Source organism: Bernardetia sp. ABR2-2B, assembly GCF_037126435.1.
Lineage (GTDB): Bacteria > Bacteroidota > Bacteroidia > Cytophagales > Bernardetiaceae > Bernardetia.
In genome coordinates, this window is sequence record NZ_CP147020.1 from 1,914,706 (window position 1) to 1,938,079 (window position 23,374).

A 23,374-nucleotide genomic window follows, 5' to 3' on the forward strand; every position below is an offset into this window, starting at 1 on the left:
TAGTTATTTATCTTTGATAAACACAATAATATTGTAACATAAAGGTTTTGATTTAGAATCTTGTCTTAGTTCAAATAGATAATTTCCACTCTGTTTAGGAGTAATCGTAATTCCCCAAAAATATCTATTATCTATTTTGCTACTGCTTATAAATTCATTATTGAGCTTTAAATTTAGAAATACCTTGTATTTAATAAAGGAATCAGTAGTATAATCACCATATATTCTAGCTTCATAAGCTTCTCCTTCCTTTAAGTTGAGAATAATATCTTCGCTAGGTTTAGCATGGTAACTGTACTTAGGTGTGAAACCAACTATTCCTTTTCTAGATGTTAAGGTGTATAAAATTTTTCTTTTTTTATACTTAGTAGCACAATCTGGGTGACAAGCTATTTGACAAAGAGATAATAGTAAAAAAAAGAATATTATTTTCGTTTTTTGTGAGTATGATCTGACTCTGGATTCCATTTATTTTTTGTTTAAGCCGTTGTCGGTGTCCCCACCGACGACTTTTAACTTTCAAAATAGGTGTAAATTCGGATAAAATTAGCGAGGTGCAAAAATTGTCAGAGAACCTTATTGCTTTACTAATAGTTTCTTTTTCTTGTGTTTTTGTCTGACAAGAAAACAAGAAAAAAAACGTAACAAGTATTAATTTAACTCTTATAAAAATCATTAATTTTTAATTTAATCAAATACTGGAAATGATATAACATCTATATTATTTTGGGATTGAATAATTCTAGTAGCATATACTAAAGTATATGGATAAGAGCTATTTTTTTTCTTCAAATTTTCTATATCCCACGATGAAGTAAGATGTATAGTTTCATTTGAAAACCGACATATATCTGCAATTTCACCTTTTTCTTTGAAATAAACATAATTAATAGTATCACTATAACTCCAAATGGAAGTAAAAAATCGTCCATTCTCATCTTCAAAACTTTCTAACAAAAATAAAGTATCACTCTTTAAGAAAGCTTTAGATTCTAATTCTTTAAAAAGACTTAGCCTAACTTTGTGAAAATAATTATAATTTATTTTTAATATTTTTTGTTCAATTTTTTTATTTTTTATATTATATGATAATCTATTTAGATAATTAAAATCTTTTTTACAAGAAAAAAGGTAGAAAAATAGCACTATAATAATTCTTATTTTTTGTTTCATCTCAGTAAGTATATCTATTTTTAGGTCTTCCTATTGAGTTAAAATTTGTACTTCCATCATTTCTATAATACAAAGATTGACCATTGTCTAATATACGAGTATCTTCATTATTTGTGCCATCTGCTCCTACTGAATAATATTGTCTAAGAGGTAAACCTTGTTCTTTTCTTATCATGTTTTCAACGTGAGTGGCATATATTTCAGCATACGGAATACTTTTATTTTGACCGTTAGCAGTAAGAACTCTTGTCCAAGTATTTCTATTTATAGTTCCGTTCTTAATATCTTCTACATGAGCTAACTCATGACCTAGCATGACATAATTTTTAGTTTCCGTAATCCCAAATTCATCTGCACCTGTAAAAACATCTTCTGAATTCCACTTGACATAAGTGCCATTCTTCATATCTGCAGCACTACCTCCACTAGTTGATATAATATTTATAATTTCAGAAATAGATGTAAGCCCTTCTACTAAAGAACGTCCCCTATTTCCTTCTCTAAGTTTGCCAAGCGATGCAGTTAGTTCAAGAACAAAACTGTCATTACCTGAGTATGTTTCTCCTGTTTCTGAACTTATAAAAGCAAAATCTCCATTAGCATTTTTATCATAAAACCATCTCTCATTTTTTCCAGTTGTAGAACCATCCTCTAGAGTTATAGTAGAAGTTGTAGTAACGACAATACTATCTCCATTTGGATCAATATTTCGTATCGGATTGTTACCTACAAAGTTATAAGGGTTTAAATCTGGATATTTATGTGCTAACCTATCTATACTCAAGAAACGAGCAAAGTTATCAGTATCAAGAAATGTCTCTTTTATTAGATTATCTTTTTCATCAAAGGTACGCACTCTACCCAAATACAAGTCCAATTCTATTTTTGCAACGTTTCCATTTTTAATATCAAGGCTATGCTTTCCATTTCTCTCAGCTTCACTCATCAAAACAAAAGAGCTATCTCCAAACATCGCATAAGGACTTTGGTTTTTAGTTTCTGTGTTTCGAAACTGCGTGTTTTCTTTTCCAAATTCAAGATTAGAAGTAGTTTTATTATTGTTTTCTTTGCTAGAACATCCATAGAGAAATGTTGCACCTACTAGCAAAGCAAAAACGAATATTTTGTAGTTCATAAAGATATGATTTTTTGTAGACTCAAATATAGCTAGATTATTGGAAATGAGAAAATTATGATTTATTACTCCTCCATTTCCCTCAAAATCCCCACCGTTTCGACACTCACTCTACACACTTTTCTCAAAAGCTCAATTAGCCTCTCTTTTTGATTATCAAAAGAATAAGTGGTAAAAACTCCTTCTTCAACAGCTTTTTTGACAGTTTTATCTCTCAATTTTCGTTCGCTATGGTGTTCCAAAACCCACTCTAAAGCAGAGCGCACACCCAAACGATAATGCCATGCTTCTTCTGGAATATTTTTCAGATAGGTTGTTTCATCAATCCAAACTAAACTGCGAACTCTGTCAGCTTTTAGAATGGCTTTTTTCTTAGATTTTTTTTCGGATGGATAACTGTCCACCTCTACTTTTTCAGACGAACGGCTGTTCGTCTCTATCTTTTCTTCTCGCTCTAAAGGATAAATAATAGCCTCTTCATAATTGAGATGCAGATTTAATAATTTTTCTCCCCACGTTGCCCACTTCCAAAAATCTTCATACATCGGAATTCGTGGTAGTTCGGTATGGAGTATTTTTTCGTACTTTTTACGGTATTCTGGTGAGTGCAAAACGGCATAGATATAAGCAAAAATGGTATCTTTTGTCAAGGTTCTTGCCTCCACTTGATTGTCTTTCATAGACTGCAAACTCTTCTTTAATTCCTTAAAGTTTTTTGCCTTAAATTTTACAGCCTTAGAAGAATAATGATGACGAAACTGCTCTAATGCCCAATCCGTAATATTTTCTTTAAACTCATTTGTTTCTTCATCAAAAAAGTATTTGGCAAATGTGTGCGTTGCTCTTGCACCGTAACCATTATCGGGAATAAAATTAGTAGCGTGAACTACCAATGGAACTTGTTTATGAACTGTAACACAAATAGTCGGATTTGGAGTTTGCTCTTTTTGAAGTGGAAAAAAACGAAATTGCTGATAGGGACGATGTGTAATTACCTCATCTACATATACAAACTGCTTTACAAAAGGGCGATAAGAAGCTTCCCTAACCTTGAAAGAATCATAATTTGTTTCTAAATTTCTTTTGAGGTTTTGAATAAGCTCTGCGTTCCATTTTATTTTGGCTTCCTTTATTTCTGACTTTACTCCTAAAAAACTTTGTAACGATTCTTTTTGGTCAGAATTATGCCACTTTTTGCGTTCTTCTTCATAAATCTGACTAAAATAACTTGCTTTTTTTTCTAAATTATCTTTATCAAAATCATACATCCATTCGTCTCTAGCCGTCAGAAGTGCAGGAGAAGCCCATTTGAAAAGTGCTGTTTCTTCATCTGCAAACTGTGCTGTTTGGGTAGCCTTGTGAGACAGAGGCATAAAACCTAAAAAATCATCTTCTGGAAGTGCAATCCAATAATTTACAGCTTGACTTACTTTTTTGAACGATAGATTTTGAAATTGTGTGCGTGAAAGAGCTTCTCCAAAATTCTTTAATGATTTGAAGTTTTTGGTAGGTTTCCAATAATAAACAGGGCATTGAGAACGCAAATGAGCCAAGCGAAAACCATTTGAATAATTATTTTTATTCTTTCTAACCAAAAAAAGCAATGCAGACTCATTTTCTTTTCCACTAAAAGCCTTTGTATTGTCTTTTTCATTTTTTGATAATTCTGATTTTTCTTCAATTATATTGGTTTGGCTTTCTTTTTCTACATTTTTATACTCCAAATCCATTACATAAATGCTATCAAATTCGGCTTGTACTCTCTTTCTAAAACCTTCATAGGTAGGCGCATGTAAAACAACAGAGGGAAGCCAAACAGCAATAACGCCTTTTTCGGTAAGCCTATCAGTAGCCCAACGTACAAAACGCAAAGGCACAGGAGAAAAGGCATTTTTTTCATAAATAGGTGTATAAGCTGCCATTACACGGTTATCGATGGCAGCAAAATCAACCTCTTGACTTGTTTTGCTACTTCCTTTATCTTTATTATTTTCACTAAAAATAAATTGATTTTGTTGGCTAGTTTTGAAAGAATTTCCGACAATGATATGATAACGAGCATCAATAGAACGGTAAAACTCTTGTGCTTCACTTTCCTGTGAGCCAAAAAGTAATGTTTGTTTCGGCACATCCACAAAGTAGGCTGCGTTTGCCCAAAAGATAGGCTGTGAATTATTAGAGTTGTTATTTAGACTAACTTTCCATAAATAATATGACCAAATAGAAAGTGTACAGGTATAAGACTGACCGACAGAAGGCTGAATATCTTGAAAAAAAGTACCTTGATAAAGTGAAGGAGCTTCAAGATTGGCGATAGATTGCTGAATAAAACTTGCAAACTCTAAAGGAGCAACACCTACTTCAAATTTGCGTTGCCAATGGACAATAATTTGTTCTTTTTTAGTCTTAGAAAGACTAGTAGAAATTTCTTTTAAAGACAGGCAGTATTTTTTCCATTGTTCTAAAAATCCATTCTTAAAAAAAACAGAAAAAGCATCTAGTTTTTGAAAGACAGTATCTTTTTTTATAAAAAAGTTATTTTCTAATGGTGTAGAGCTTTCCGTAAAAAATAGACTTTCTACTAAGGGAAATACAATTTGATGTGATAGAATAGCCGTTTTGAGTAAATTCTCATCAGGCAGACTATGAAACTGAGAAGCAAAAGCACCCAAAGAACGATAAGCAGAAGTCTGACGAATTTTATTTTTATCAAATTCGTCTTGCAAAGATGCTATCAAATTATCAATAGCAAAAAAGGTAGGGATTTCTATATTTTTATTCTCAAACTTCATTAAAAACTACTCCTTTAATTCTGTCTCATTTTGGTTTTAAAATCTAAGAACAAAACTACAAAAGATTATTCTATTTTTAATGAGTTTTATTGTTTGTTTGTCGAAGAGCGTAGAGTTTTTATCAAAACAAACTACCTTGAGTAATTGGGTTAGGAGGAAAAACACCAATGATTACAAAAGGATTGGAAGCTCTATAATGATGAATTTTAGTTGTTCCCAAAAACAAATAAATATCTTTTTTCTTAGCAAACGAATCAAAATATTTCTTCTCAACATCTTTACAAGCCTTTAGTTTATCTCCATCATGTCTTTTTAGACAGTTCCAGTATAGTTGTCCTATCTCCCAATCCTCAATCATCATTTTTGTGGTTTTCCCATTACTATCTTCCCATTGATAAGAAAACTTGTAAGGCAGTTTCTTTACTACTTTAAAATTGTCATTTTTTACACTTCCAAATAAATTCATTTGCTTCATTGCTTCTAATTTTCTTGAATCCCATTCATCTTCTACTTTTTCGTAAATAAACTTATGAATTTTTGTGGGCTTAAAAACAGCTAAAGATGTAGATACAGCCCTATCTTTAGCTTCTCCAATTAGAATAGACAAATCTGTGTAAACGTTTTTTAATACTATTTCTCTACGTTTTTTCCACGTATTACCATCTGCTAGGATTTCTCCTACTTTTTTTATTTCTGTATCTTCAGAATGAGGTCTATAACTTTCTGGACGTGGGTCACTTGTATTTTTGACTAAATCTATTTCTATCCATTCATATTTTTTGTATTGGTCTTTGTATGATTTTTTTCTAAACTGAATAGGATAAATACGTATCCATGTTCCGTCTTCTCTGAAACCTGCTGTACATACTAATTCGTCATATTTTACAGAAATAGTAGGATAGGTTTTTACTGTTATTAATACTTTTTCAATAGCCATATTTATAGATTTTGATGAGGAATGTCCCAGTTTTCTTGATTTATTATATTCTTCAGTACAACTCCTCTATGGCACATACAAACCTCTTTTTCAAAACAAGTAAGTGCAATTCTAGAATATTCATTTATGTAATCGTTTATCAGAAGTAAATACTCTTTATTTTCTTTTAAGGTTGTTTTTTCATACTCTTTAAATAAAATATCATAATCTTTCTGATTGTTCAATTTTTGTCTTTTAGAAGATACAATTCCTAATTGTGGAATATGTAAATATTCGATTCCTACAGCTTCACAAGCACTTTTAAGACGGTTTTTTGAAAATCCATATTTCATACTCAATGGGTTTTTTCTAACATCACAAAGTAGCTTTACATCATTAATAATTAATTTATTGAGATATTTTTCTAAACTAACACCTTCATAACCAATTGTAAACACTTTTTGCTCTTTATAATTTCTCTTTTGTTCATTTACTTTTTTTAGCTCTTCATCAGATAATAATCTTTCAGCAATCTGACTTTTTGTAGCAAAAAAGGGGTACTTAATATAAGTATGTTTTACTAATTTGTTTAGGGGCAAAAATTCTATTTCTTTTTTTATATCTAATATAAACTGCTTATCTTCTTTATTCAATTTATAAACCATTGAATCATTCTCTATCAACTTCCAAGTAGATTGGTTATTTTTTGTTTCTTTTTCTATCAATCCATATTTCGAAAGCGTATTTAAATCTTGATTTGCTTGAAAAGAATAGCAACCATATTTGTAAGGTACAAAATCATAAGATTTTTTAGTTTGTAAACGTGTTACAAGAAATAAAACTTTTTGTAGATAAGTATTTGATAATTCTCCTTCAAAAATATCTAAAATAGATAGAAGCAATTTACGACGATAATACATAATGAAAACAAATTTTGAAAAACAGTCAGCTAATTTAATTAGCAATTTATTAAAATTTTCTAAAGATAACTAATATTATTTCAATTTTGACAAAGCGAAGAAAACCAAACACAATTTATACAGTTTTGCAAGAATATTTTTTATTCTCTAATTTTAAGCAAGAATAATCTAAATTTAAACTAATTCAAGCAAAACACATGAAAAAATCCATCTTAGTTCTAAACGCAAAACTCATCAACGAAGGAAAAATCGAAGAAAAAGATATTTTTATAAAAAACGGAAGATTTAGCCGTATCGAAAATGATTTGTCAAGCCTAAAAGCTGATACAGTCATTGATGCAAAAGGGCAGTATGCAATGGCAGGAGTTATCGATGACCAAGTGCATTTTAGAGAACCAGGACTTACACACAAAGCACAAATTTATACAGAAGCAAAAGCAGCCGTAAAAGGTGGAACAACTACTTTTATGGAAATGCCCAATACAAAACCACAGGCTCTGACGCAAAAATTATTAGCTGATAAATATGAAATTGGTGCAAAGGATTCTATCGCTAATTATTCGTTTTTTATGGGCGTTTCGAATGAAAACTTGGAGGAAGTTTTGAAGACAGATAAGAATAATGTTTGTGGTTTGAAAATTTTTATGGGTTCTTCTACTGGCGATATGCTCGTTGATGATAGGCAGGTTTTGGAAACTATTTTTAGCCAAACGGATATGCTCATTGCTACACATTGTGAAGATGAAGCAACTGTAAGAGAGAATGAAAGACTTGCAAAGGCAGAATATGGAGATGATGTTCCGATGCGTTTGCACCCAGAGATAAGAAACGTAGAAGCGTGTTATAAATCGTCTAGCCTAGCAGTAGAACTCGCCAAAAAATACAATACTCGTTTGCATATTTTGCATATCTCAACGGCAAAAGAACTTGACTTATTTAGAAATGATATTCCTTTAGCAGAAAAACGAATTACGGCAGAAGTTTGTGTTCATCATCTTTGGTTTGATGCTGTGGACTACGAAAAATTAGGTTCGCAAGTAAAATGTAATCCTGCTGTAAAAGAAGCACAGAATAAAGACGCACTTTGGGAAGGACTTTTAGATGACCGTTTGGATATTATTGCAACTGACCATGCGCCTCACACATGGGAAGAAAAACAAAATAATTATTGGTCTGCTCCTTCTGGTGTTCCTCTGATTCAGCATTCCCTTTTAATGCTTTTGGAAGCTCACAAACAACATAAAATTTCTTTAGAAAAAATAGCTGAAAAAATGGCTCATGCACCTGCTATTTGTTTTCAGATAAAAGAGAGAGGTTTTGTAAGAGAAGGTTATTTTGCTGATTTGGTACTTTTTGATTTGGAAAAACCGACGATTGTAAAAAAAGAAGATTTAGAATATAAATGCAACTGGTCGCCTTTTGAGGGAAATACATTTGACTCCACTATTACACATACGATTGTTTCTGGGCATTTAGCTTACCAAAATGGAGAGTTTGATGAGAGCGAGAAAGGAATGAGAATTAGTTTTGAGAGAAGCTAACGTGAAGTTATCAGTCAAAGCAAAACAAAAATCCATTATTTACTCAAAGAATAAATAATGGATTTTTTTATAACTAATAATTAAACGTTAATCACTAAAAATTACTTCTTCTTTCCAAAACCACCCAAGCCTTTAAGTTTGTTCTTGAGATTTTCTGCTGCTTTTTCTACTGGATTTGTGGTCTTGGTAGAATCTGCTTTTGTTGTTTTGGTAGAATCGCTTTCGTCTTTATTTCCAAAGAAATCATCTAAAATATCTTTTCCTGTCTTGGTGGCTTCTTCTTTGAGCGTTTGGGTTGCTTTGGATTTTATCTGTGCTTTAATAGCTGAATTATCCATTGCTACGCTAGGGCTGTCGTATGTTCCTCCAATATTAAAAAGTAACGGAATATTCTCATTTTCAATATCTTCTGGTTTTATTTTTACGAAACTACTAACAAGTGAAATAGCCTCTTCTTTCGGAACATCAACTTCTAAATGAAAATCAATTCCTCCATCTAGTGCTGTCGCTCCTCCAACTTTAGATTTATACCCTGCAAAATTCAAATCAAAAGGCTGAATATTCATCTTTCCATCTTCAATTTTAGTTTGCATCACTACATCTTTCAAACGGCTATTTTTGAGTTTTGGCATATTAGTAACAGCAACTAATTTATTGATAGAAGGGTTATCTTTCATCATGGCATCAACAATTTTCATCATTCCACCACCTGAAAGCGTTTCCATATCTGGCATCATATCTGATTTTAGAAGCCCTGTAACATTAAAATTATTGAGTGAAAATTTTCCATCCAAACTTTCTGCTAGTGGTGCAAAAGCTTTCGCCGTAGAAAATGTTTTGAATGCCTCACCAATATTTGCCTCAATAATATCTAAGTCAAAAGAAAAAATAGGACGAGCTACATCTTTACTACTATACAAACCACTTGTACGGAACTTTCCACCCACAGCATCAAAAGTGAGATTATCCATTCTGACTTCTCCATCTTTTACACGTACCAAACCACGCATGTTATTGAGCTGCATATTATCATACAATACTTTTTCAATATTTGCATTAAATGTAAAATCAATATCTTTTGGTACTTCTACTACGCCAGTTTCATCTTCTACTGTTGTTGGGTCATCTTCTTCGGTCATCCATTCATCTACATTGAATTGATTGGAAGTAAGGTTCATATTTCCACGAATGATAGGCGTTCCATCTTGAAAACCTGCCATAGCAAGTGCATAAGCGATATAATTTGAAAGTCCACCTGTAAGCGCAATATCACTTTTCCCTAAAAATCCTTGAAACGAATCCAAAATCATTTGCTGAGGTGTAAAACTGACCTTTGCATTCGTAATTTTCATTCCCTGTGGTAAATCTACACTTGTAAAGACTAAATCTTTAACAGACAAATCTCCACTTGTAGGAAGCTCATCATATTTTTCGGCATCTAAAGCAGCCGTTGAGCCTTTTGTTTCGATGTCTGCCTTTATCAAACCTGTTACGGTCATATCATCTAAAGGAACAATTTTGGTAATGGTAACCAAATCTAATTCTCCTTTTATAGCCAAATCATAAACAAGGTTTTCAACTCCTTCAGTGTGTCCTATAACAGAAAATGGTTTTCCATCTACTTGCATCGTAATTTTTTCTAAATTGACACGAGTATTTTCCATTATTCCAGTGGTGTTTTTGGCATGTGCTTCTACTTCTAAATTTTCGATAGGCACAGGATAAGCCAATGATTTTATGTAGCCATTCTTTAAAGTCATATCTGCATCAATGGTAGGAATACGGTTTTGAACTTCATCATAAACTCCTTTTGCCAAAAGTTTTAGATTGTACATTCCTTTTATTTCTAGGCTATCCATCGGATAAATTTCAGCAAGTTCGGCAAGATTAACTGTTGCATTGATATTTGCATCAATATCATATTTCTCTAAACCTTGAACTCTGACTTTTCCATTAATTGGATTTTCTCCTAGATTCATTCCGAATGTTTTTATATCAATAACTGTATTATTGAGGTCTGATGTAGTATTAACAACTTGCATATCAACATTTACATTATCAACAGCTGTCGGAAGCTCTGGATATTTGAAATATCCATCTTTTATTAAAAGTGTAATATCAAAGGCTGGATACAATTCTTTTTCTGAATTAAACTCTCCTTTTGTCATTCCTTTAAAAACAAACTCTCCTTTTGCATCTAATCCTTCATAATCTTTCAAAAATACTGGAGGAATAAGTGATAAAAGACTTTTAAAATTCGTTTCAGGCGTTTCAAAACTCAAATCCATCATAATGGAAGCTGTATTTTCGGGCATACTAAGCCACCCATCCATTTTCAAAGGCAAATCATTGAGTTTAAATTCATTTTCTTTAAAAGTAAATTTCATATTTGCCATATCCATTTCCAAGGTCGCATCAGCAGAAACTGGTCTATGATTGATATAAGCTACTTTTTCGAAATTGATATACAAATCTTTAATCGTCGTATTTGTACTCAAATCATATTTATCAGTTGTAATATTTCCACTTCCTGTATGATTTAGTCCATCAATAATAGCAATCATCTTTAAAGTATCATCTTGATAACGCATTCTTCCATCTGTGATATTCCATTTTTCTAATCCAATTTCGAAGGCTGCTGTATCTGCCTCTGTGGTTTCTTCTGTTGTTGTGCTTTCATAAATATCATAACTTGCTCTACCATCTTTCAAAACACGCACATTTACAAGAGGCTTGTCGGCATAAATACTATGAATCTCTACTTTATCGCCAAAAACAGACATAAAATTAAGTGCCAGTTCAAAATTTTGGGCTGCCAAAAGTGTATCTCCTTCAAATGGTGCACGATTGACAACGCTAATATCTTCTAATTGAACAGTCAATTTCGGAAAATGACGTAAGATAGAAATATCAAAATCTCCAAACTTTACATCTGCCAAGACTTGCTCACTAGCTACCTTTTCTACTTTAGCCTTTAATTGGTCTTTGAAAAGAACTGGAACAAGAAAAACTGCACCTACTAGCAAAACTAACAGGACAATTATAGCGATAGATATTTTTTTTACTACTTTCATATTAATTTATCGAATGTATTTGAAGAATGAGGAATCTCGTTTTTGAGAAAAAATGGAATTTTAGTTTAAAGATAATGAAAAAGATAATCATTTTACTCAAAAAATAATTTAGGGCATGTCATAAATCAACTCTAAAAGATAAGAAGCGAGAAGTCAAATTTTTGGATGTGTAGAAGAGCTTAGTGATTGAAAGAATGCTTTGGAAGTGGAACTATTCTATAAAAAAATCATTGCTTTGATTTTTGATAAAAATTGGAATAGGTTTAATATTGAGTTAGAGATAAAAAAGTGCGAAGGTTTGATTGTATTAAGTTGAGTTTGAAAACTCTAATCTCCAAGGAAATCAAATACTGCTTTTGAAGTATTTTTTACATATCAATATTAGCAATTCGAATCAGTTTTTCTTTATTCAAAATACGGATTTCTTTGCCTTTTAGTTCTATTATTTTATCTGTATTAAGTTCCGAAAGATAACGAATAGCACTTTCTGTGGCAGTTCCGACAAGGTTCGCTATTTCTTCTCTACTCAAACGAATATCAATAACTTCTACATTTTCTTTATTTGGGTAACGATTATGTAAAAGCAAAAGCACTTCTGCAAGGCGTTCTCTAACTGATTTTTGCATCCAGTTAGTAAGGCGTTGTTCCATATCCTGTGTGTCTTTTGCCATTACTTGCATCATACGACGAGGGAAGTCTTTGTTATCATCTATTATGTCTAAAAATGTAGAATTGGGTACAAAGCAAACAATAGCCTCATCTAAAGCCTCTGCTGAAACGTTGTAAGGCTGCTGACTAAGTAAAGAATTATAACCTAAAATTTCTCCATCAGAAGCTATTTTGACAATCTGTTCCTTTCCATCTACTCCTAACTTAGTTAGTTTTACTTTTCCTTCATATATACAATGAATACCAATAGCACGAGAACCTTCATAGAATAAATTTTGCCCTCGTTTATAAAAATTGCACCCTTTATTAGCAGACATATTTGCGACTTCGTCTTCTGACAAATCACAAAAAACAGAGGTCGCTCGTTTTGGACAGGTTTCACATTTTGGAAACTCAACTTTTCTCTTTTTCATATATAGTATTAGCTTTTTATTTTGTAAATATCACTTATTGTACTATCATTAAAACTAAAAAATGTTTTCTAAAAAATCAAGTTAATGGCAATTAGCTATGCCATTTTGCCAAGAAATAATTCCCATTCCAAAAAACCAAATTCCCATTAGTATAAAAGCATAAGGATAAATGACTTTTAACTTCTGAAAAACGATATTTTTAGTGTTTACTCTTTGAGATATTTTTTTTGAGAAATAAATAGAAGTTAGAAGCAAAGGTAAAGTTCCCAAACCAAAACCTGCCATAAAAACTCCCCCCTCCAAACTTGTTCCTGTAGCTACTGCTCCCAAAAGTGCAAAATAAACCAACCCACAAGGTAAAAGACCATTCAGAAGTCCTGCAAAAAATAACTTGTAAGGTTTTTTATCAAATAAATAATTTCCTATCAAAGGTGTAATTTTTTGAGAAATCCATTTTAAAATAGAAATTTTATTAGTTATAGTATCTAAATTAAAGCTAAAAAGACCTGATAAAATAAGTGTTCCTCCCAACAAAAAAGCTGCGTAACTCTGCCAATTAGAAAAAAATAAAGCCTGTCCGATGAATCCTACACCCATTCCTAAAACTATGTATGTCAAAACTCTTCCTAGTTGATAAAAGAAAAGCTTTTGTATAAATTTCTCTCCCTGCATAAACGCAAACATCAGAGGAGCGCACATTCCGACACAATGTAAGCTACCTGTAAGACCGAGAAGCAAAGCTGGAAAAAACATGTTTTTTAATTGTGAATGATGAATAATAAATTATGAGTTTTCTTTTGTTTCGTATTTCAAAAAACAAAAGCCATACTACTAGACATGTTTACTAAATAGGCTAGTCCCAAAGAACAGACTGTCTATTGAAAACTAAAAACACCAAAAATATCACTACAAACGGTCTGCTCTACGAGGCTGACCTACGTGAAAATAAAGAACCAATAGCTTTTGTATAGTAGTATGAACAAAAACCTCAAAACACATCTAAGAAAATAAACGTTGAACATTATCTAAAAACAGCTTTTGATTATCAGTAGAAGATGGTTTGGTAAGTTCAGTTTTAAGATTAACAACAGGAATACGCATTGCCTTTTGTGTAAAATCAGTTAGCATTTGCATCATCAGTTTTTTATTTTTTTCGTCTAGTTCAGAACTATATTTATTCGAAATATTATTTTTGAGCTGCTCTAAAGCTACTTTGAAAGGATGAAGCATAGATATATATTCGTGTTCTGTTTTCCATTTTTCAAAATCAGTAATTCCCTCTTCCAAAATTTGATATACAAATGGCAAAGCTGCTATTCGTTTCTGCCTAACTATATTTGTTTGTTCTTTTAGGTCGTCGATATTATAGATAGTTACAAATTCAGAGAGTTTGCTTTCAATGCTTCTTGGCATCGACAAATCCAAAAAATATTGGTCAGAATGTGTATTTTTTGTATTAATGTTCGAAAGGTTGAAAAAATTGGGTTGAGCAATAGAGCTTATCAAAACATCTACTTTTTGAGCTTCCTCAAAAACTTCTGAAAACTCTACCATTTCATACGCATTTTCAGTAGCCAAAATAGCTGATTTTACGACTGTTCGATTTGTAATTTTTACATTTTTGATACCCATTTTTCTCAAATTACGAACTGTATCAGCACCTATTTTCCCTATTCCTACAACCAAAATTTCTAGTTGCTTCTCCTTGTTGTCTTGGCATAACTTCCTAACCAAATCAGCCGTGGCAAAAGAAACAGAAGCTACACCACTTCGGAAAACAGTTTGAGTAGTAATTTTTTTACTTGCCTGTAAAACAAAACTTACCAATTTATGAAAATAAGTTCCGATAGTTCCTATTTCGTCAGCTAATTGATAGGCTTGTTTTATTTGATGTGTAATTTGCCAATCTCCTACAATTTGTGAATCTACTCCTACACTAACTTCAAAAAAACGCTTAATTACTTCTTCTGAATTAGCATTGTATTTAAAACCCGTTTCCATTATCTTTTTACTAGAAATAGATTTCAATTGAGCAACTTCTTCTTTTATAATAGAAAATGATTTTTTCGTTCCATACCAATATATTTCAGTACGATTACAAGTAGAAAGCACAAAAATTTCTTTTATAGACGCTGAATTTTGGAAGGAAAGCAAAAGGGTTTCAATTTCTCTTTCAGATAGAGAAAAAAGTTCTCTAGTAGGTACGTCAGCTTCCTTATACGTAATGTAGAGTGTGTGAAATGAGTTTTCCATAATTTTATTTTTTTAGTTAGAAGCTACCAAAATTGTTTCTTGAAAGAATTTTTTATTATTTCCTATTCTGTCTTCTTGTGTCCATGACAATTTTACTTTCCAAAGTCCTTGTTCTATTTTCTCTGTAATAAGTTGGTGGTTTGGTTTTGTTAGCTTAATTGGAAGTGAAAAATCTAAATCTTTGTCTGAAGGTCTGAAAAAAGCAATTTGTCCCGTTATTTTATCTACGTCTAAACTGTCAGAAACTGGAAATTTTATTTCTACATTTCCATTTTCTAACTGTTTTATGGTTGGCTTTGCTTTAAGTGCAGCTACATTTTTTCGTTCATTTATCTGTCTTTGAAAATCAATACCTTCTGTGTAATAATTTTCTGTTACGAGTTCTATTTTCTGTTGCATAGACATAAAAACCAGTGATAACATAAAAATTACAAAGGCAGAGTAAAACAAGAAAATACCTGTTCCCCAATTAAATTTGTTCCAAAGTGTCGTTAGAATATTCATAGTTTTCTTTTTTTAAAAACCGTCGTTGAGGTTCAAATGCAACCGTCAACGAGGATTTAGTTTGCTATAAAAGGCGATAAAAATTTAGTATTTACAGTTTCTATTTCTTCTCCATTTGAGAATATTTGCAAATGAATATCTTCTCTTTTATTAGGTAATTTATCTTTTGGAAAATCTATTAAAACAACTCCTTTTATGGTTTGCTCTGGTAGAAGCTGATAGCTTTCTGTTCCAATCATTTGGAGTGTTCCGTTTTCTTCCTTCAACTCTATATTCATATCCAATGTATCATTTGTTTTGTTGATAAGAAGGACAGTAAACATATTCCGAATATCTCCAGTTTCTGTGGTCTGGTAGGTAGTTCCTTGCGCTCTCAAAACGATTGTTTCTACCTGTGTACGAATAGCCAAAAGGCTAACCATTGCAACAATAAGCAGCATCAAAACGGCAGAATAAGCAATCATACGAGTAGTAAATCTAAATTTTTGCTTTTTCTCAATTTCATTTCTTGAAGCATAACGAACCAATCCACGAGGCAAATCAAATTTATCCATTATCGAATCACAAGCATCAATACAAGCCGTACAGTTTACGCATTCTAGTTGCGTTCCGTTTCTGATGTCAATTCCTGTCGGACAAACATCTACACACAAATGACAATCTACACAATCTCCTCTTGGGTCTTTTGCTCGTTCTATTGGGTCGCTTTCTCGTTTTCCTTTTCCTCTTGGCTCTCCTCTGACCTCGTCATACGCTACTACAATTGAATCATTATCTAACAAAACACCTTGCAAACGACCATAAGGACAAATTGTAGTACAAACCTGTTCTCTCAAAAAAGCAAAAACGCCATAAAACAAAAACGTAAAAACCACTAAGGCAACAAACAAACTCAAATGCTCAAAAGGAGTATCTCCAAACAAAACCCAAAGCCTATCGACTCCGACCATATATGCCAAAAAAGTATGACTAATCAGAAACGAAATTCCTAAGAAGATAGAATGTTTGGCAGTCTTTTTACCTATTTTTTCAGCATCCCATTCTTGCTTATTGAGCTTCTTTTGTGCTGCTGAATCGCCTTCAATAAAGTATTCAATTTTACGAAAAACCATTTCCATAAAAATCGTTTGAGGACATACCCAACCACAAAAAACTCTACCAAAAACTACCGTAAAAATCACGATAAAGACAATAAAGAGTAACATTCCCAAGACAAACAGATGAAAATCCTGAGGTGTAAAAAGCTGTCCAAAAATCACAAAACGCCTAGAAAGAACATCAAAAAGCAATAAAGGATTATCATTAATTTTGATAAAAGGTGCGCCAAATAAAAATACTAATAGAAAAGCAGCTACGATTTTTCTAAAAAAATGATAACGACCACTTGGAGCTTTTGGATAAATCCAAGCACGTTTTCCAGAAGAATCTATTGTAGAAATACTATCTCTAAACTCGTCTTTGTCGTAATCGGTAACTTTATACTTCTTTTTTCTGGTTGGTTTTTTTGGCTCTTCTTGTTTCATAGCTTTGCTGTTTAGTCCCTTAGGGTTTCTAAAAACCCTAAGGGACTGATTCTTTTATTGTTCTTTTATCGGTTCATATTTTTCTCCTTGCGGGTCTTTTGCATTCGGAGGGTTCGAACCTTGCAACGATATAATGAAACTAGATACTTCTTGAATTTCTTGTGGTGAGAGTTGGTCTTTCCACGAAATCATACCTTTAGCTGCAACACCATATTTTACAGTCTTAAAAATAGATTTTATATCGCCACCGTGTAGCCAGTATTCATCTGTTAGATTAGGTCCTGAAAGTCCTTCAGCATTTTCTCCGTGACAGGTACGACATTTTTTTACAAATAGCGTTTTTCCTTTTGTTATTCCTGCAATATCAGCTAATTCTACATTATTTTCATCAATAGAATTTGCCATTTTAGCCAAATATTGAGCCTTCAAGACGTTTCCTTCTGCTACGGCAACTTGATACTCTTCTGTCGAATCAGGTGCTATTCCGTTTACATAAACCAAGAAATAAATTATTCCTGCAACAATAGAAAGGTAAAAACCATATTTCCACCACGGTGGAAGGTCATTGTCTAACTCTTGAATACCATCATAATCATGATTCATCAAAACAGCTCTTTCAGGCTTAGCTGCATTAAATTTTTTCCAAAACCACTCTGAAAATGATTCTGTGTCTTCTTCCTCTACTAGCTCACCTCTAGCAATTTTTTCTCTTTTAAGGACTGACTGACTATAATTATAGACAGAAAGACTGGCAATCAAGACCAAAATCACAATGATAAATGAAAGAGCTAGAAGTATAATTACACCAAACTCTAAAGGAGAAAAATCAGTAGAAATTCCACTTGTATTTTGTGCAAAACTGTTTTGAGAAAATAGAGAAAACGAAATCATTAGAAACAGCCATCTAAATTCCCCTTTCTTTTTTTGATTGAATAAATTATATACTTTCTGTTTCATTTTGTGTATTATTTTGAGTAAATGAATTAGAATGATTGTTTGTAGCATCTTCTAAGGGCAAGTTTTCCCAATGAGCTACGTTTGTTTTTTTAGCTGAATACACATTGATTATCATTATTACAAAGACAGAAAAGAATATAATCACTCCTATCATTGGATAAATATCAATGCCTTCTATGGCTCTAGCTACGTCTTTATACATCGTTTTTATATTTTTAATTTAGACCCTAAGGGTTTCGAAAACCCTTAGGGTCTTATAGTATCTGTTTATTTTTTAGGCAAATATTGAGGATCGACCTTCTCTACATCTGTTCCTAAGCGTTGTAAGTAGGCAATAATGGCGATAATTTCTCTGTCTGCTTTGACTTCAATGTTATCATTTGCCAATCTTTCTTGAATTCCTGCTGCTTGTTTTGCCATATCTTCGTGTACTTTTTTCTCAAATCCTTTTGGATAAGGAACACCTAAATTTTGCATCGCTTTTATTTTTCGTTCTGTAAGCGACGTATTCAACTGGTTTTCGATGAGCCAATAGTATGGAGGCATAATCGAACCGGGAGAAGTAGATTGAGGGTCGTACATGTGATTGAAATGCCAAGAATCAGGCATTTTTCCACCTTCACGCTGCAAATCAGGTCCTGTACGTTTCGATCCCCACAAGAACGGACGGTCATAGACAAACTCTCCTGCTTTAGAATAATCTCCATAGCGTTCGGTTTCATCTCTAAAAGGTCGTATCATTTGAGAATGACAAACAGCACAGTTTTCACGAATATAAATATCACGTCCTTCTAGCTCTAAAGGCGTATAAGGTTTGACGGCTGCAATAGTAGGTACATTTGAGCGAATCAAAAATGTAGGAACAAACTCAATAAATCCACCAATAAGAATAGCTACCGTACTCCAAAATAAAAGTTGCAATGGACGTTTTTCAATCCACGAATGCCAATGTCCACCCTTTTCTTTTTCTTGAACTTTGATAGCTGGTGCAGATGCTTTTTCTTCTGGAATGAATCTACCTTGTTGTATAGTTCTGAAAATATTATAAATCATAATCAAAACACCAATTATGTAAAGCAATCCACCAAAAGCTCGCATATAATACATTGGTAAAATCTGTGTAACAGTTTCTAAAAATTCATACTTTAAGAAACCAGCAGGTGTAAATTCTTTCCACATCAAACTCTGCGTCCAGCCTGCCCAATAAATCGGGATTGCATAGAATAAAATTCCTAATGTACCAATCCAAAAATGAGTATTTGCTAATTTTGTAGAGAATAATTTTGTACTGAAAAGACGAGGCATTAGCCAATATAACATTCCAAAAGTCAAGAAACCATTCCAACCTAATGCGCCAACATGTACGTGAGCAATTGTCCAGTCTGTATAATGACTAATTGCATTTACATTTTTGAAAGAAAGCATAGGACCTTCAAAAGTAGCCATACCATATGAGGTAAGAGCGACAACAAAAAACTTCAAAACAGGGTTTTCACGTACTTTGTCCCATGCACCACGCAAAGTAAGAAGTCCGTTGAGCATTCCACCCCAAGATGGAGCAATCAGCATCAATGAAAAAACAGTTCCTAACCATTGCGCCCAATCTGGTAAAGCTGTATAAAGCAAGTGATGAGGACCTGCCCAGATATAGATAAAAATCAATGCCCAATAGTGAATAATAGAAAGTCGATAGGAATATACAGGGCGATTAGCAGCCTTTGGAACAAAGTAATACATCAGTCCCAAATACGGAGTAGTCAAGAAAAATGCAACGGCATTGTGTCCGTACCACCATTGAACAAGCGCATCCTGAACGCCTGCATAAAGCGAATAACTCTTGGTAAGTGAAACAGGATATTCCATTGAGTTTACGATATGCAAAACTGCCACCGTAACAAATGTAGCAATGAAAAACCAAATCGCAACGTACAAATGTTGTTCTCTACGTTTGATAATTGTTCCCATCATATTTACACCAAAAACAACCCAAATAAGTGCAATAGCAATATCTAAAGGCCACTCTAATTCTGCGTATTCTTTGGATGTATTATAACCCAAAAATAAGGTAACAGCAGCAAAAACAATGATAAGTTGCCACGCCCAAAAGTGAATTTTACTCAATATATCGCTATACATACGAGCTTTACAAAGTCGTTGAAGGGAGTAATACACACCCATAAAAATCCCATTTCCTACAAACGCAAATATAACAGCGTTGGTATGAACAGCACGAACACGCCCAAAGGTAAAATATTCTGTAAAATTAAACATCGGATGCGCCATCTGAAGAGCAGCCAGTAAACCGACAACCATTCCGATAAGTCCCCAAAAGGTAGTTGCATAAGCAAAGTTTCTGACAATAGTATTATCATAAGAAAAATGCTCTAGTTGTAAGCCTTCCCATTTTTTCTTTATAGGGGGACTTTCCTGTGTAATTTGGTTGGAGGTTTGATTTTCCATAGATTATTTATGTAGGTTGAGATGTAGAATTGTAGATGTATTTCTGATTGATTTTTTTTTAAATTTATGCAGACAAGGTTAAAACCGTATTTTTTATTCTACTTAGTTTCTTCTGCTTCTGTGTCCTGATTTGCTATTTCATTATCATCAAATAAAATTCTGATGCTTGGTGTATAAGTATCTTCGTATTGATTATCTTTTACTGACCAAAAAAAAGCAGCCAAAAAGCCTAAAGCGACAATCAAACTACAAATCACTAAGACAATTAAAACTTGCATATTTTTTGATTATTTGAGTAAAAACCATCAAAAAAAGATTGCTAATGACTTTTTCTGATTTTCTATGCTACAAATTTAAGCTCCTTGATGCTCCAGAAATAGGAGAGGTTTCAGTATGAAATATGACTTTTGACAGGTTTTGGTCTTGAAGCCCCTTAAGGTTCAAACAAAGAAAAACACCTTCCTTTTTTAGAAAGGTGTCTATAAGAAATGATTGAAATTTTATGTTTATTTGTTGCCAAACATTGTACGGCTGTTGCTATAAATAGTCAGAGCTGCTATTACGAGCAGAACACCTACAAAGACAATCAGTCCACAAACAATAAGCATCTGAATTTCTTGCAACGTGATAGTAGCTTTACCTGTTGGAGTTTGAGCAAAAGTAGAAGTAGAAAATAACATTGTTAGCATAAAAAAGAAAACACTAACAATTTTAGAAGATTTTACGAGTAGAGAAACAACTGTATTTTTCATCTTATTATGGGTTTTTGAAATGTATAGTAAAAATGATTTGTTTTGAAATTTAAAATCTAAAAATCATTAGAGTAGATTTTTTTTCTAAGAACTCTTTATTGATTTTCTATACTACAAATTTACGGCACTCAAACAGCCTAAAATAGAAGCTTTTTCAGTATAAAAGATGATTCTTGACAGGTTTTTAATTTAAATACTTCTTTATGAGTTGATTCCATTTTTCTTTATGTATTTTCTTTAGTTCTGTGTCATTTTGAACTAAAAGACTATAGTTTTCCACAAAATCACTCAAAGAACTTATCAGTCTTAAATAATATTTTATTGTTGGCAAAATTCCGTTTACTATAATCTGACAGCCATGTTCTACTTTCATTTTTGCTACTAACCCTTCAATGATATGATTCTCCTCTTGCTTTATCTCATAAGAAAGAATATAATATCTATTTGGATTATACCTTTTAATTTTCTCAATAGCTATTCTAACCATATTTGCATCTATCGGCTTGTCTAATTTTACCTCTACGGCTTCAAAGAGTTGTTTTTTCTTAAAAATTTCAATATCTCCAGCCGTTTTTGAAGTTCTATCAGATGCTGTATGACTTCCCAAAGGAGATAAAGCACAGTCTGAATACCTGCTCATTTCAAAAACTACGTTTTGATAAACAGCAAAAAGAGCTAAAACAGGAAGTTTAGAACCTCCTGCTATTTTGTATTTAAAATAAAAATGTTCGTCTAAAGCTTTGTAAATTTTATCAATGCTAACTTTTTCGACATCTTTCAATGGAGTTATTTTTACAATGGAATCTTTTTGTATTTGAATAGCCTTTGATAATAATAGACGTAAAATATTCCTTGCAGTATTTGGTTTTTTTTCTATAACATCAAGAATATTCAAAAAGGCTTCTTTTACTTTTTTGTTACTGATTTTTCCATTGTAATTTAAAGTATAGGGATAAGGCTGTTCTAACGAACGAGTAAGCCAACCACTTTCAGCCATAGAAGGTAATCCTAATTCTTTCAAAGTAGGTGTAATAAACTGTGTATCTATCGAACGACCAGAAAAACCATCTTTCATTCCTGACTGATGATAACGAATATCTTGTTTTGGTTCAATTAATTTATGAGTAAGCAAAGTAACCAAAACAGTAAATACTCCTTTCTGACTTTTGATATTTTTACTTATAGATTGTATATAATCTTGTGTTTTAGCATCTACATTCTTGATGTCAAGAAGAGAAGAAGAGAGAGTGTAAATCTCCTTCAATTTGTCTTTGTGATTCATTAATTAATAAATTTTGTTCTTTTATACTTTCTGCAATAGCTCTTATAACAGGAATAGCAACAGAATTTCCAATTTGCTTATAACGTTCGCCCGTATTTGGATGCTTTATAAAATTACTATCAAAACCCATTATTCTATAACATTCATTGATAGTTAGTTTTCTGACAGCACCTAATTCTGGAATATAAATAAAAAAACGTCCTGCTGTTTCTTGTGAGGGAATTGTTGGATGTGTTCCATCAATAGAATAGATACGATTTGGTTGTCTGTGAACTCTTGAAAGATGTTCTGTATTTTCTCTTACTCCTTTTTTCCAAATATTCTTGTTACGATACCCTACGAAAAGCAAACCACTAGCTTGTTTTCTTGGTGTATTGATAAGTGTATATTCTGACTTTTCTAAAAATTCAAACTCTCCTTCTGTATCTAAAAAATCTTTTAAAATGACTTTCTTTTTTGTTTTTAACTTAGAGAAATTGAAGTAATGATTTTTTGTAGCAATAATAAAAATTCGCTCTCTATTTTGAGGAAGTCCAAAGTCTTTTGCATTCAAAATTTTATGAGTAACATTATACCCTAAATTATTTAAGGCTTTCAAAATAGTAGTGAAAGTTCTCTTTTTATCATGATGAATAAGATGTTTTACATTTTCCAATACCACTACACTTGGTTGCTTTTCGTCTATAATTTGACAAATATCAAAAAATAAAGTTCCTCTAGTATCCTCAAAGCCTTTCTTTTTACCAGAAATACTAAAAGGCTGACAAGGAAATCCTGCTAATAAAATATCAAAATCAGGAATCTCTTTTGGATTGATTTGGGTAATATCTCCATAAGGTTTCTCTCCAAAATTAGTTGAATACACCTCTTGACATTTCTCGTTTATTTCAGAAGTAAAAACGCATTCAAATCCTGCATCTTCAAAACCTTTTCTAAAACCTCCAATTCCTGCAAATAAATCTATAAATTTGTATTTCATTTTTACTTTACTCTATTTCAAAATTAAATCT

General features: G+C 32.3%; 20 protein-coding genes. 1 reads left to right on the top strand and 19 read right to left on the bottom strand.

Going from position 1 to position 23,374, the window contains the following annotated elements; genetic code table 11:
- Positions 1 to 3: 3 nt before the first annotated feature.
- From WAF17_RS08000 to WAF17_RS08025, 6 genes are all read right to left on the bottom strand, one after another.
- A complete protein-coding gene (locus tag WAF17_RS08000; RefSeq protein WP_338768527.1) occupies positions 4 to 468 on the bottom strand; it encodes a hypothetical protein in 465 nt (154 codons plus the stop codon).
- Between the two features lie 219 nt (positions 469 to 687).
- Complete coding sequence (locus WAF17_RS08005; protein ID WP_338768529.1) at positions 688 to 1,173, bottom strand: hypothetical protein; 486 nt, start codon at positions 1,171 to 1,173, stop codon at positions 688 to 690.
- Between the two features lies 1 nt (position 1,174).
- Positions 1,175 to 2,308 carry a M91 family zinc metallopeptidase gene (locus WAF17_RS08010; RefSeq protein ID WP_338768532.1) on the bottom strand — a complete coding sequence of 378 codons (1,134 nt, stop codon included), beginning with the start codon at positions 2,306 to 2,308 and terminating at the stop codon, positions 1,175 to 1,177.
- Between the two features lie 65 nt (positions 2,309 to 2,373).
- Positions 2,374 to 5,100, bottom strand: a complete 2,727-nt coding sequence (locus WAF17_RS08015; protein ID WP_338768535.1) for a type ISP restriction/modification enzyme — start codon at positions 5,098 to 5,100, stop codon at positions 2,374 to 2,376.
- Positions 5,101 to 5,221: 121 nt separating this feature from the next.
- Entirely contained in the window at positions 5,222 to 6,037 is an 816-nt protein-coding gene (locus tag WAF17_RS08020) for a hypothetical protein (RefSeq protein WP_338768538.1), read from the bottom strand.
- Positions 6,038 to 6,039: 2 nt separating this feature from the next.
- On the bottom strand, positions 6,040 to 6,936 hold the full coding sequence (locus tag WAF17_RS08025) for a DUF488 family protein (RefSeq protein ID WP_338768541.1): 897 nt from the start codon (positions 6,934 to 6,936) through the stop codon (positions 6,040 to 6,042).
- A 197-nt stretch (positions 6,937 to 7,133) separates the two neighbouring features.
- On the opposite strand from WAF17_RS08025, the gene WAF17_RS08030 reads away from it, so the two are divergent.
- Positions 7,134 to 8,477: a dihydroorotase gene (locus WAF17_RS08030; protein WP_338768544.1), complete on the top strand. Its 1,344-nt coding sequence runs from the start codon at positions 7,134 to 7,136 to the stop codon at positions 8,475 to 8,477.
- A gap of 101 nt (positions 8,478 to 8,578) precedes the next feature.
- Here the strand turns inward: WAF17_RS08030 and WAF17_RS08035 are convergent, their stop codons facing one another.
- The 13 genes from WAF17_RS08035 to dcm form a co-directional block, all read right to left on the bottom strand.
- A complete protein-coding gene (locus WAF17_RS08035; protein ID WP_338768546.1) occupies positions 8,579 to 11,551 on the bottom strand; it encodes an AsmA-like C-terminal region-containing protein in 2,973 nt (990 codons plus the stop codon).
- 368 nt (positions 11,552 to 11,919) lie between these two features.
- Positions 11,920 to 12,633, bottom strand: coding sequence for a Crp/Fnr family transcriptional regulator (locus tag WAF17_RS08040; RefSeq protein WP_338768548.1), 714 nt, complete (start codon positions 12,631 to 12,633; stop codon positions 11,920 to 11,922).
- A gap of 81 nt (positions 12,634 to 12,714) precedes the next feature.
- Entirely contained in the window at positions 12,715 to 13,386 is a 672-nt protein-coding gene (locus tag WAF17_RS08045; RefSeq protein WP_338768550.1) for a sulfite exporter TauE/SafE family protein, read from the bottom strand.
- A 246-nt stretch (positions 13,387 to 13,632) separates the two neighbouring features.
- The gene (gene hemA / locus WAF17_RS08050) at positions 13,633 to 14,886 is read right to left on the bottom strand and encodes a glutamyl-tRNA reductase (RefSeq protein ID WP_338768553.1); all 1,254 of its coding nucleotides are present in this window, start codon (positions 14,884 to 14,886) and stop codon (positions 13,633 to 13,635) included.
- 12 nt (positions 14,887 to 14,898) lie between these two features.
- Positions 14,899 to 15,390: a FixH family protein gene (locus WAF17_RS08055; protein WP_338768555.1), complete on the bottom strand. Its 492-nt coding sequence runs from the start codon at positions 15,388 to 15,390 to the stop codon at positions 14,899 to 14,901.
- 56 nt (positions 15,391 to 15,446) lie between these two features.
- Complete coding sequence (ccoG, locus tag WAF17_RS08060) at positions 15,447 to 16,913, bottom strand: cytochrome c oxidase accessory protein CcoG (protein ID WP_338768557.1); 1,467 nt, start codon at positions 16,911 to 16,913, stop codon at positions 15,447 to 15,449.
- 54 nt (positions 16,914 to 16,967) lie between these two features.
- A complete protein-coding gene (locus WAF17_RS08065; protein WP_338768559.1) occupies positions 16,968 to 17,870 on the bottom strand; it encodes a cbb3-type cytochrome c oxidase N-terminal domain-containing protein in 903 nt (300 codons plus the stop codon).
- Entirely contained in the window at positions 17,851 to 18,072 is a 222-nt protein-coding gene (locus WAF17_RS08070; protein WP_338768562.1) for a cbb3-type cytochrome c oxidase subunit 3, read from the bottom strand. The genes WAF17_RS08065 and WAF17_RS08070 overlap by 20 nt, the downstream gene beginning before the upstream one ends.
- A gap of 65 nt (positions 18,073 to 18,137) precedes the next feature.
- Positions 18,138 to 20,330 (bottom strand): cytochrome-c oxidase, cbb3-type subunit I, encoded by a 2,193-nt coding sequence (gene ccoN, locus WAF17_RS08075; RefSeq protein ID WP_338768565.1) that lies wholly within the window; start codon positions 20,328 to 20,330, stop codon positions 18,138 to 18,140.
- A 98-nt stretch (positions 20,331 to 20,428) separates the two neighbouring features.
- Positions 20,429 to 20,608: a cbb3-type cytochrome oxidase assembly protein CcoS gene (ccoS, locus tag WAF17_RS08080; protein WP_338768568.1), complete on the bottom strand. Its 180-nt coding sequence runs from the start codon at positions 20,606 to 20,608 to the stop codon at positions 20,429 to 20,431.
- Between the two features lie 228 nt (positions 20,609 to 20,836).
- Entirely contained in the window at positions 20,837 to 21,082 is a 246-nt protein-coding gene (locus WAF17_RS08085; RefSeq protein ID WP_338768571.1) for a hypothetical protein, read from the bottom strand.
- Positions 21,083 to 21,266: 184 nt separating this feature from the next.
- The gene (locus tag WAF17_RS08090; RefSeq protein ID WP_338768577.1) at positions 21,267 to 22,364 is read right to left on the bottom strand and encodes a restriction endonuclease, SacI family; all 1,098 of its coding nucleotides are present in this window, start codon (positions 22,362 to 22,364) and stop codon (positions 21,267 to 21,269) included.
- A complete protein-coding gene (gene dcm / locus WAF17_RS08095) occupies positions 22,309 to 23,343 on the bottom strand; it encodes a DNA (cytosine-5-)-methyltransferase (protein ID WP_338768579.1) in 1,035 nt (344 codons plus the stop codon). Before dcm ends, WAF17_RS08090 begins: the two co-directional genes overlap by 56 nt.
- Positions 23,344 to 23,374 lie beyond the last annotated feature (31 nt).

Excerpts from the sequence above, each read along its gene's own strand:
- WAF17_RS08000 (WP_338768527.1), bottom strand. The coding sequence starts at position 468 with ATGGAATCCAGAGTCAGATCATACTCACAAAAAACGAAAATAATATTC.
- WAF17_RS08005 (WP_338768529.1), bottom strand. The coding sequence starts at position 1,173 with ATGAAACAAAAAATAAGAATTATTATAGTGCTATTTTTCTACCTTTTT.
- WAF17_RS08010 (WP_338768532.1), bottom strand. The coding sequence starts at position 2,308 with ATGAACTACAAAATATTCGTTTTTGCTTTGCTAGTAGGTGCAACATTT.
- WAF17_RS08015 (WP_338768535.1), bottom strand. The coding sequence starts at position 5,100 with ATGAAGTTTGAGAATAAAAATATAGAAATCCCTACCTTTTTTGCTATT.
- WAF17_RS08020 (WP_338768538.1), bottom strand. The coding sequence starts at position 6,037 with ATGGCTATTGAAAAAGTATTAATAACAGTAAAAACCTATCCTACTATT.
- WAF17_RS08025 (WP_338768541.1), bottom strand. The coding sequence starts at position 6,936 with ATGTATTATCGTCGTAAATTGCTTCTATCTATTTTAGATATTTTTGAA.
- WAF17_RS08030 (WP_338768544.1), top strand. The coding sequence starts at position 7,134 with ATGAAAAAATCCATCTTAGTTCTAAACGCAAAACTCATCAACGAAGGA.
- WAF17_RS08035 (WP_338768546.1), bottom strand. The coding sequence starts at position 11,551 with ATGAAAGTAGTAAAAAAAATATCTATCGCTATAATTGTCCTGTTAGTT.
- WAF17_RS08040 (WP_338768548.1), bottom strand. The coding sequence starts at position 12,633 with ATGAAAAAGAGAAAAGTTGAGTTTCCAAAATGTGAAACCTGTCCAAAA.
- WAF17_RS08045 (WP_338768550.1), bottom strand. The coding sequence starts at position 13,386 with ATGTTTTTTCCAGCTTTGCTTCTCGGTCTTACAGGTAGCTTACATTGT.
- hemA (WP_338768553.1), bottom strand. The coding sequence starts at position 14,886 with ATGGAAAACTCATTTCACACACTCTACATTACGTATAAGGAAGCTGAC.
- WAF17_RS08055 (WP_338768555.1), bottom strand. The coding sequence starts at position 15,390 with ATGAATATTCTAACGACACTTTGGAACAAATTTAATTGGGGAACAGGT.
- ccoG (WP_338768557.1), bottom strand. The coding sequence starts at position 16,913 with ATGAAACAAGAAGAGCCAAAAAAACCAACCAGAAAAAAGAAGTATAAA.
- WAF17_RS08065 (WP_338768559.1), bottom strand. The coding sequence starts at position 17,870 with ATGAAACAGAAAGTATATAATTTATTCAATCAAAAAAAGAAAGGGGAA.
- WAF17_RS08070 (WP_338768562.1), bottom strand. The coding sequence starts at position 18,072 with ATGTATAAAGACGTAGCTAGAGCCATAGAAGGCATTGATATTTATCCA.
- ccoN (WP_338768565.1), bottom strand. The coding sequence starts at position 20,330 with ATGGAAAATCAAACCTCCAACCAAATTACACAGGAAAGTCCCCCTATA.
- ccoS (WP_338768568.1), bottom strand. The coding sequence starts at position 20,608 with ATGCAAGTTTTAATTGTCTTAGTGATTTGTAGTTTGATTGTCGCTTTA.
- WAF17_RS08085 (WP_338768571.1), bottom strand. The coding sequence starts at position 21,082 with ATGAAAAATACAGTTGTTTCTCTACTCGTAAAATCTTCTAAAATTGTT.
- WAF17_RS08090 (WP_338768577.1), bottom strand. The coding sequence starts at position 22,364 with ATGAATCACAAAGACAAATTGAAGGAGATTTACACTCTCTCTTCTTCT.
- dcm (WP_338768579.1), bottom strand. The coding sequence starts at position 23,343 with ATGAAATACAAATTTATAGATTTATTTGCAGGAATTGGAGGTTTTAGA.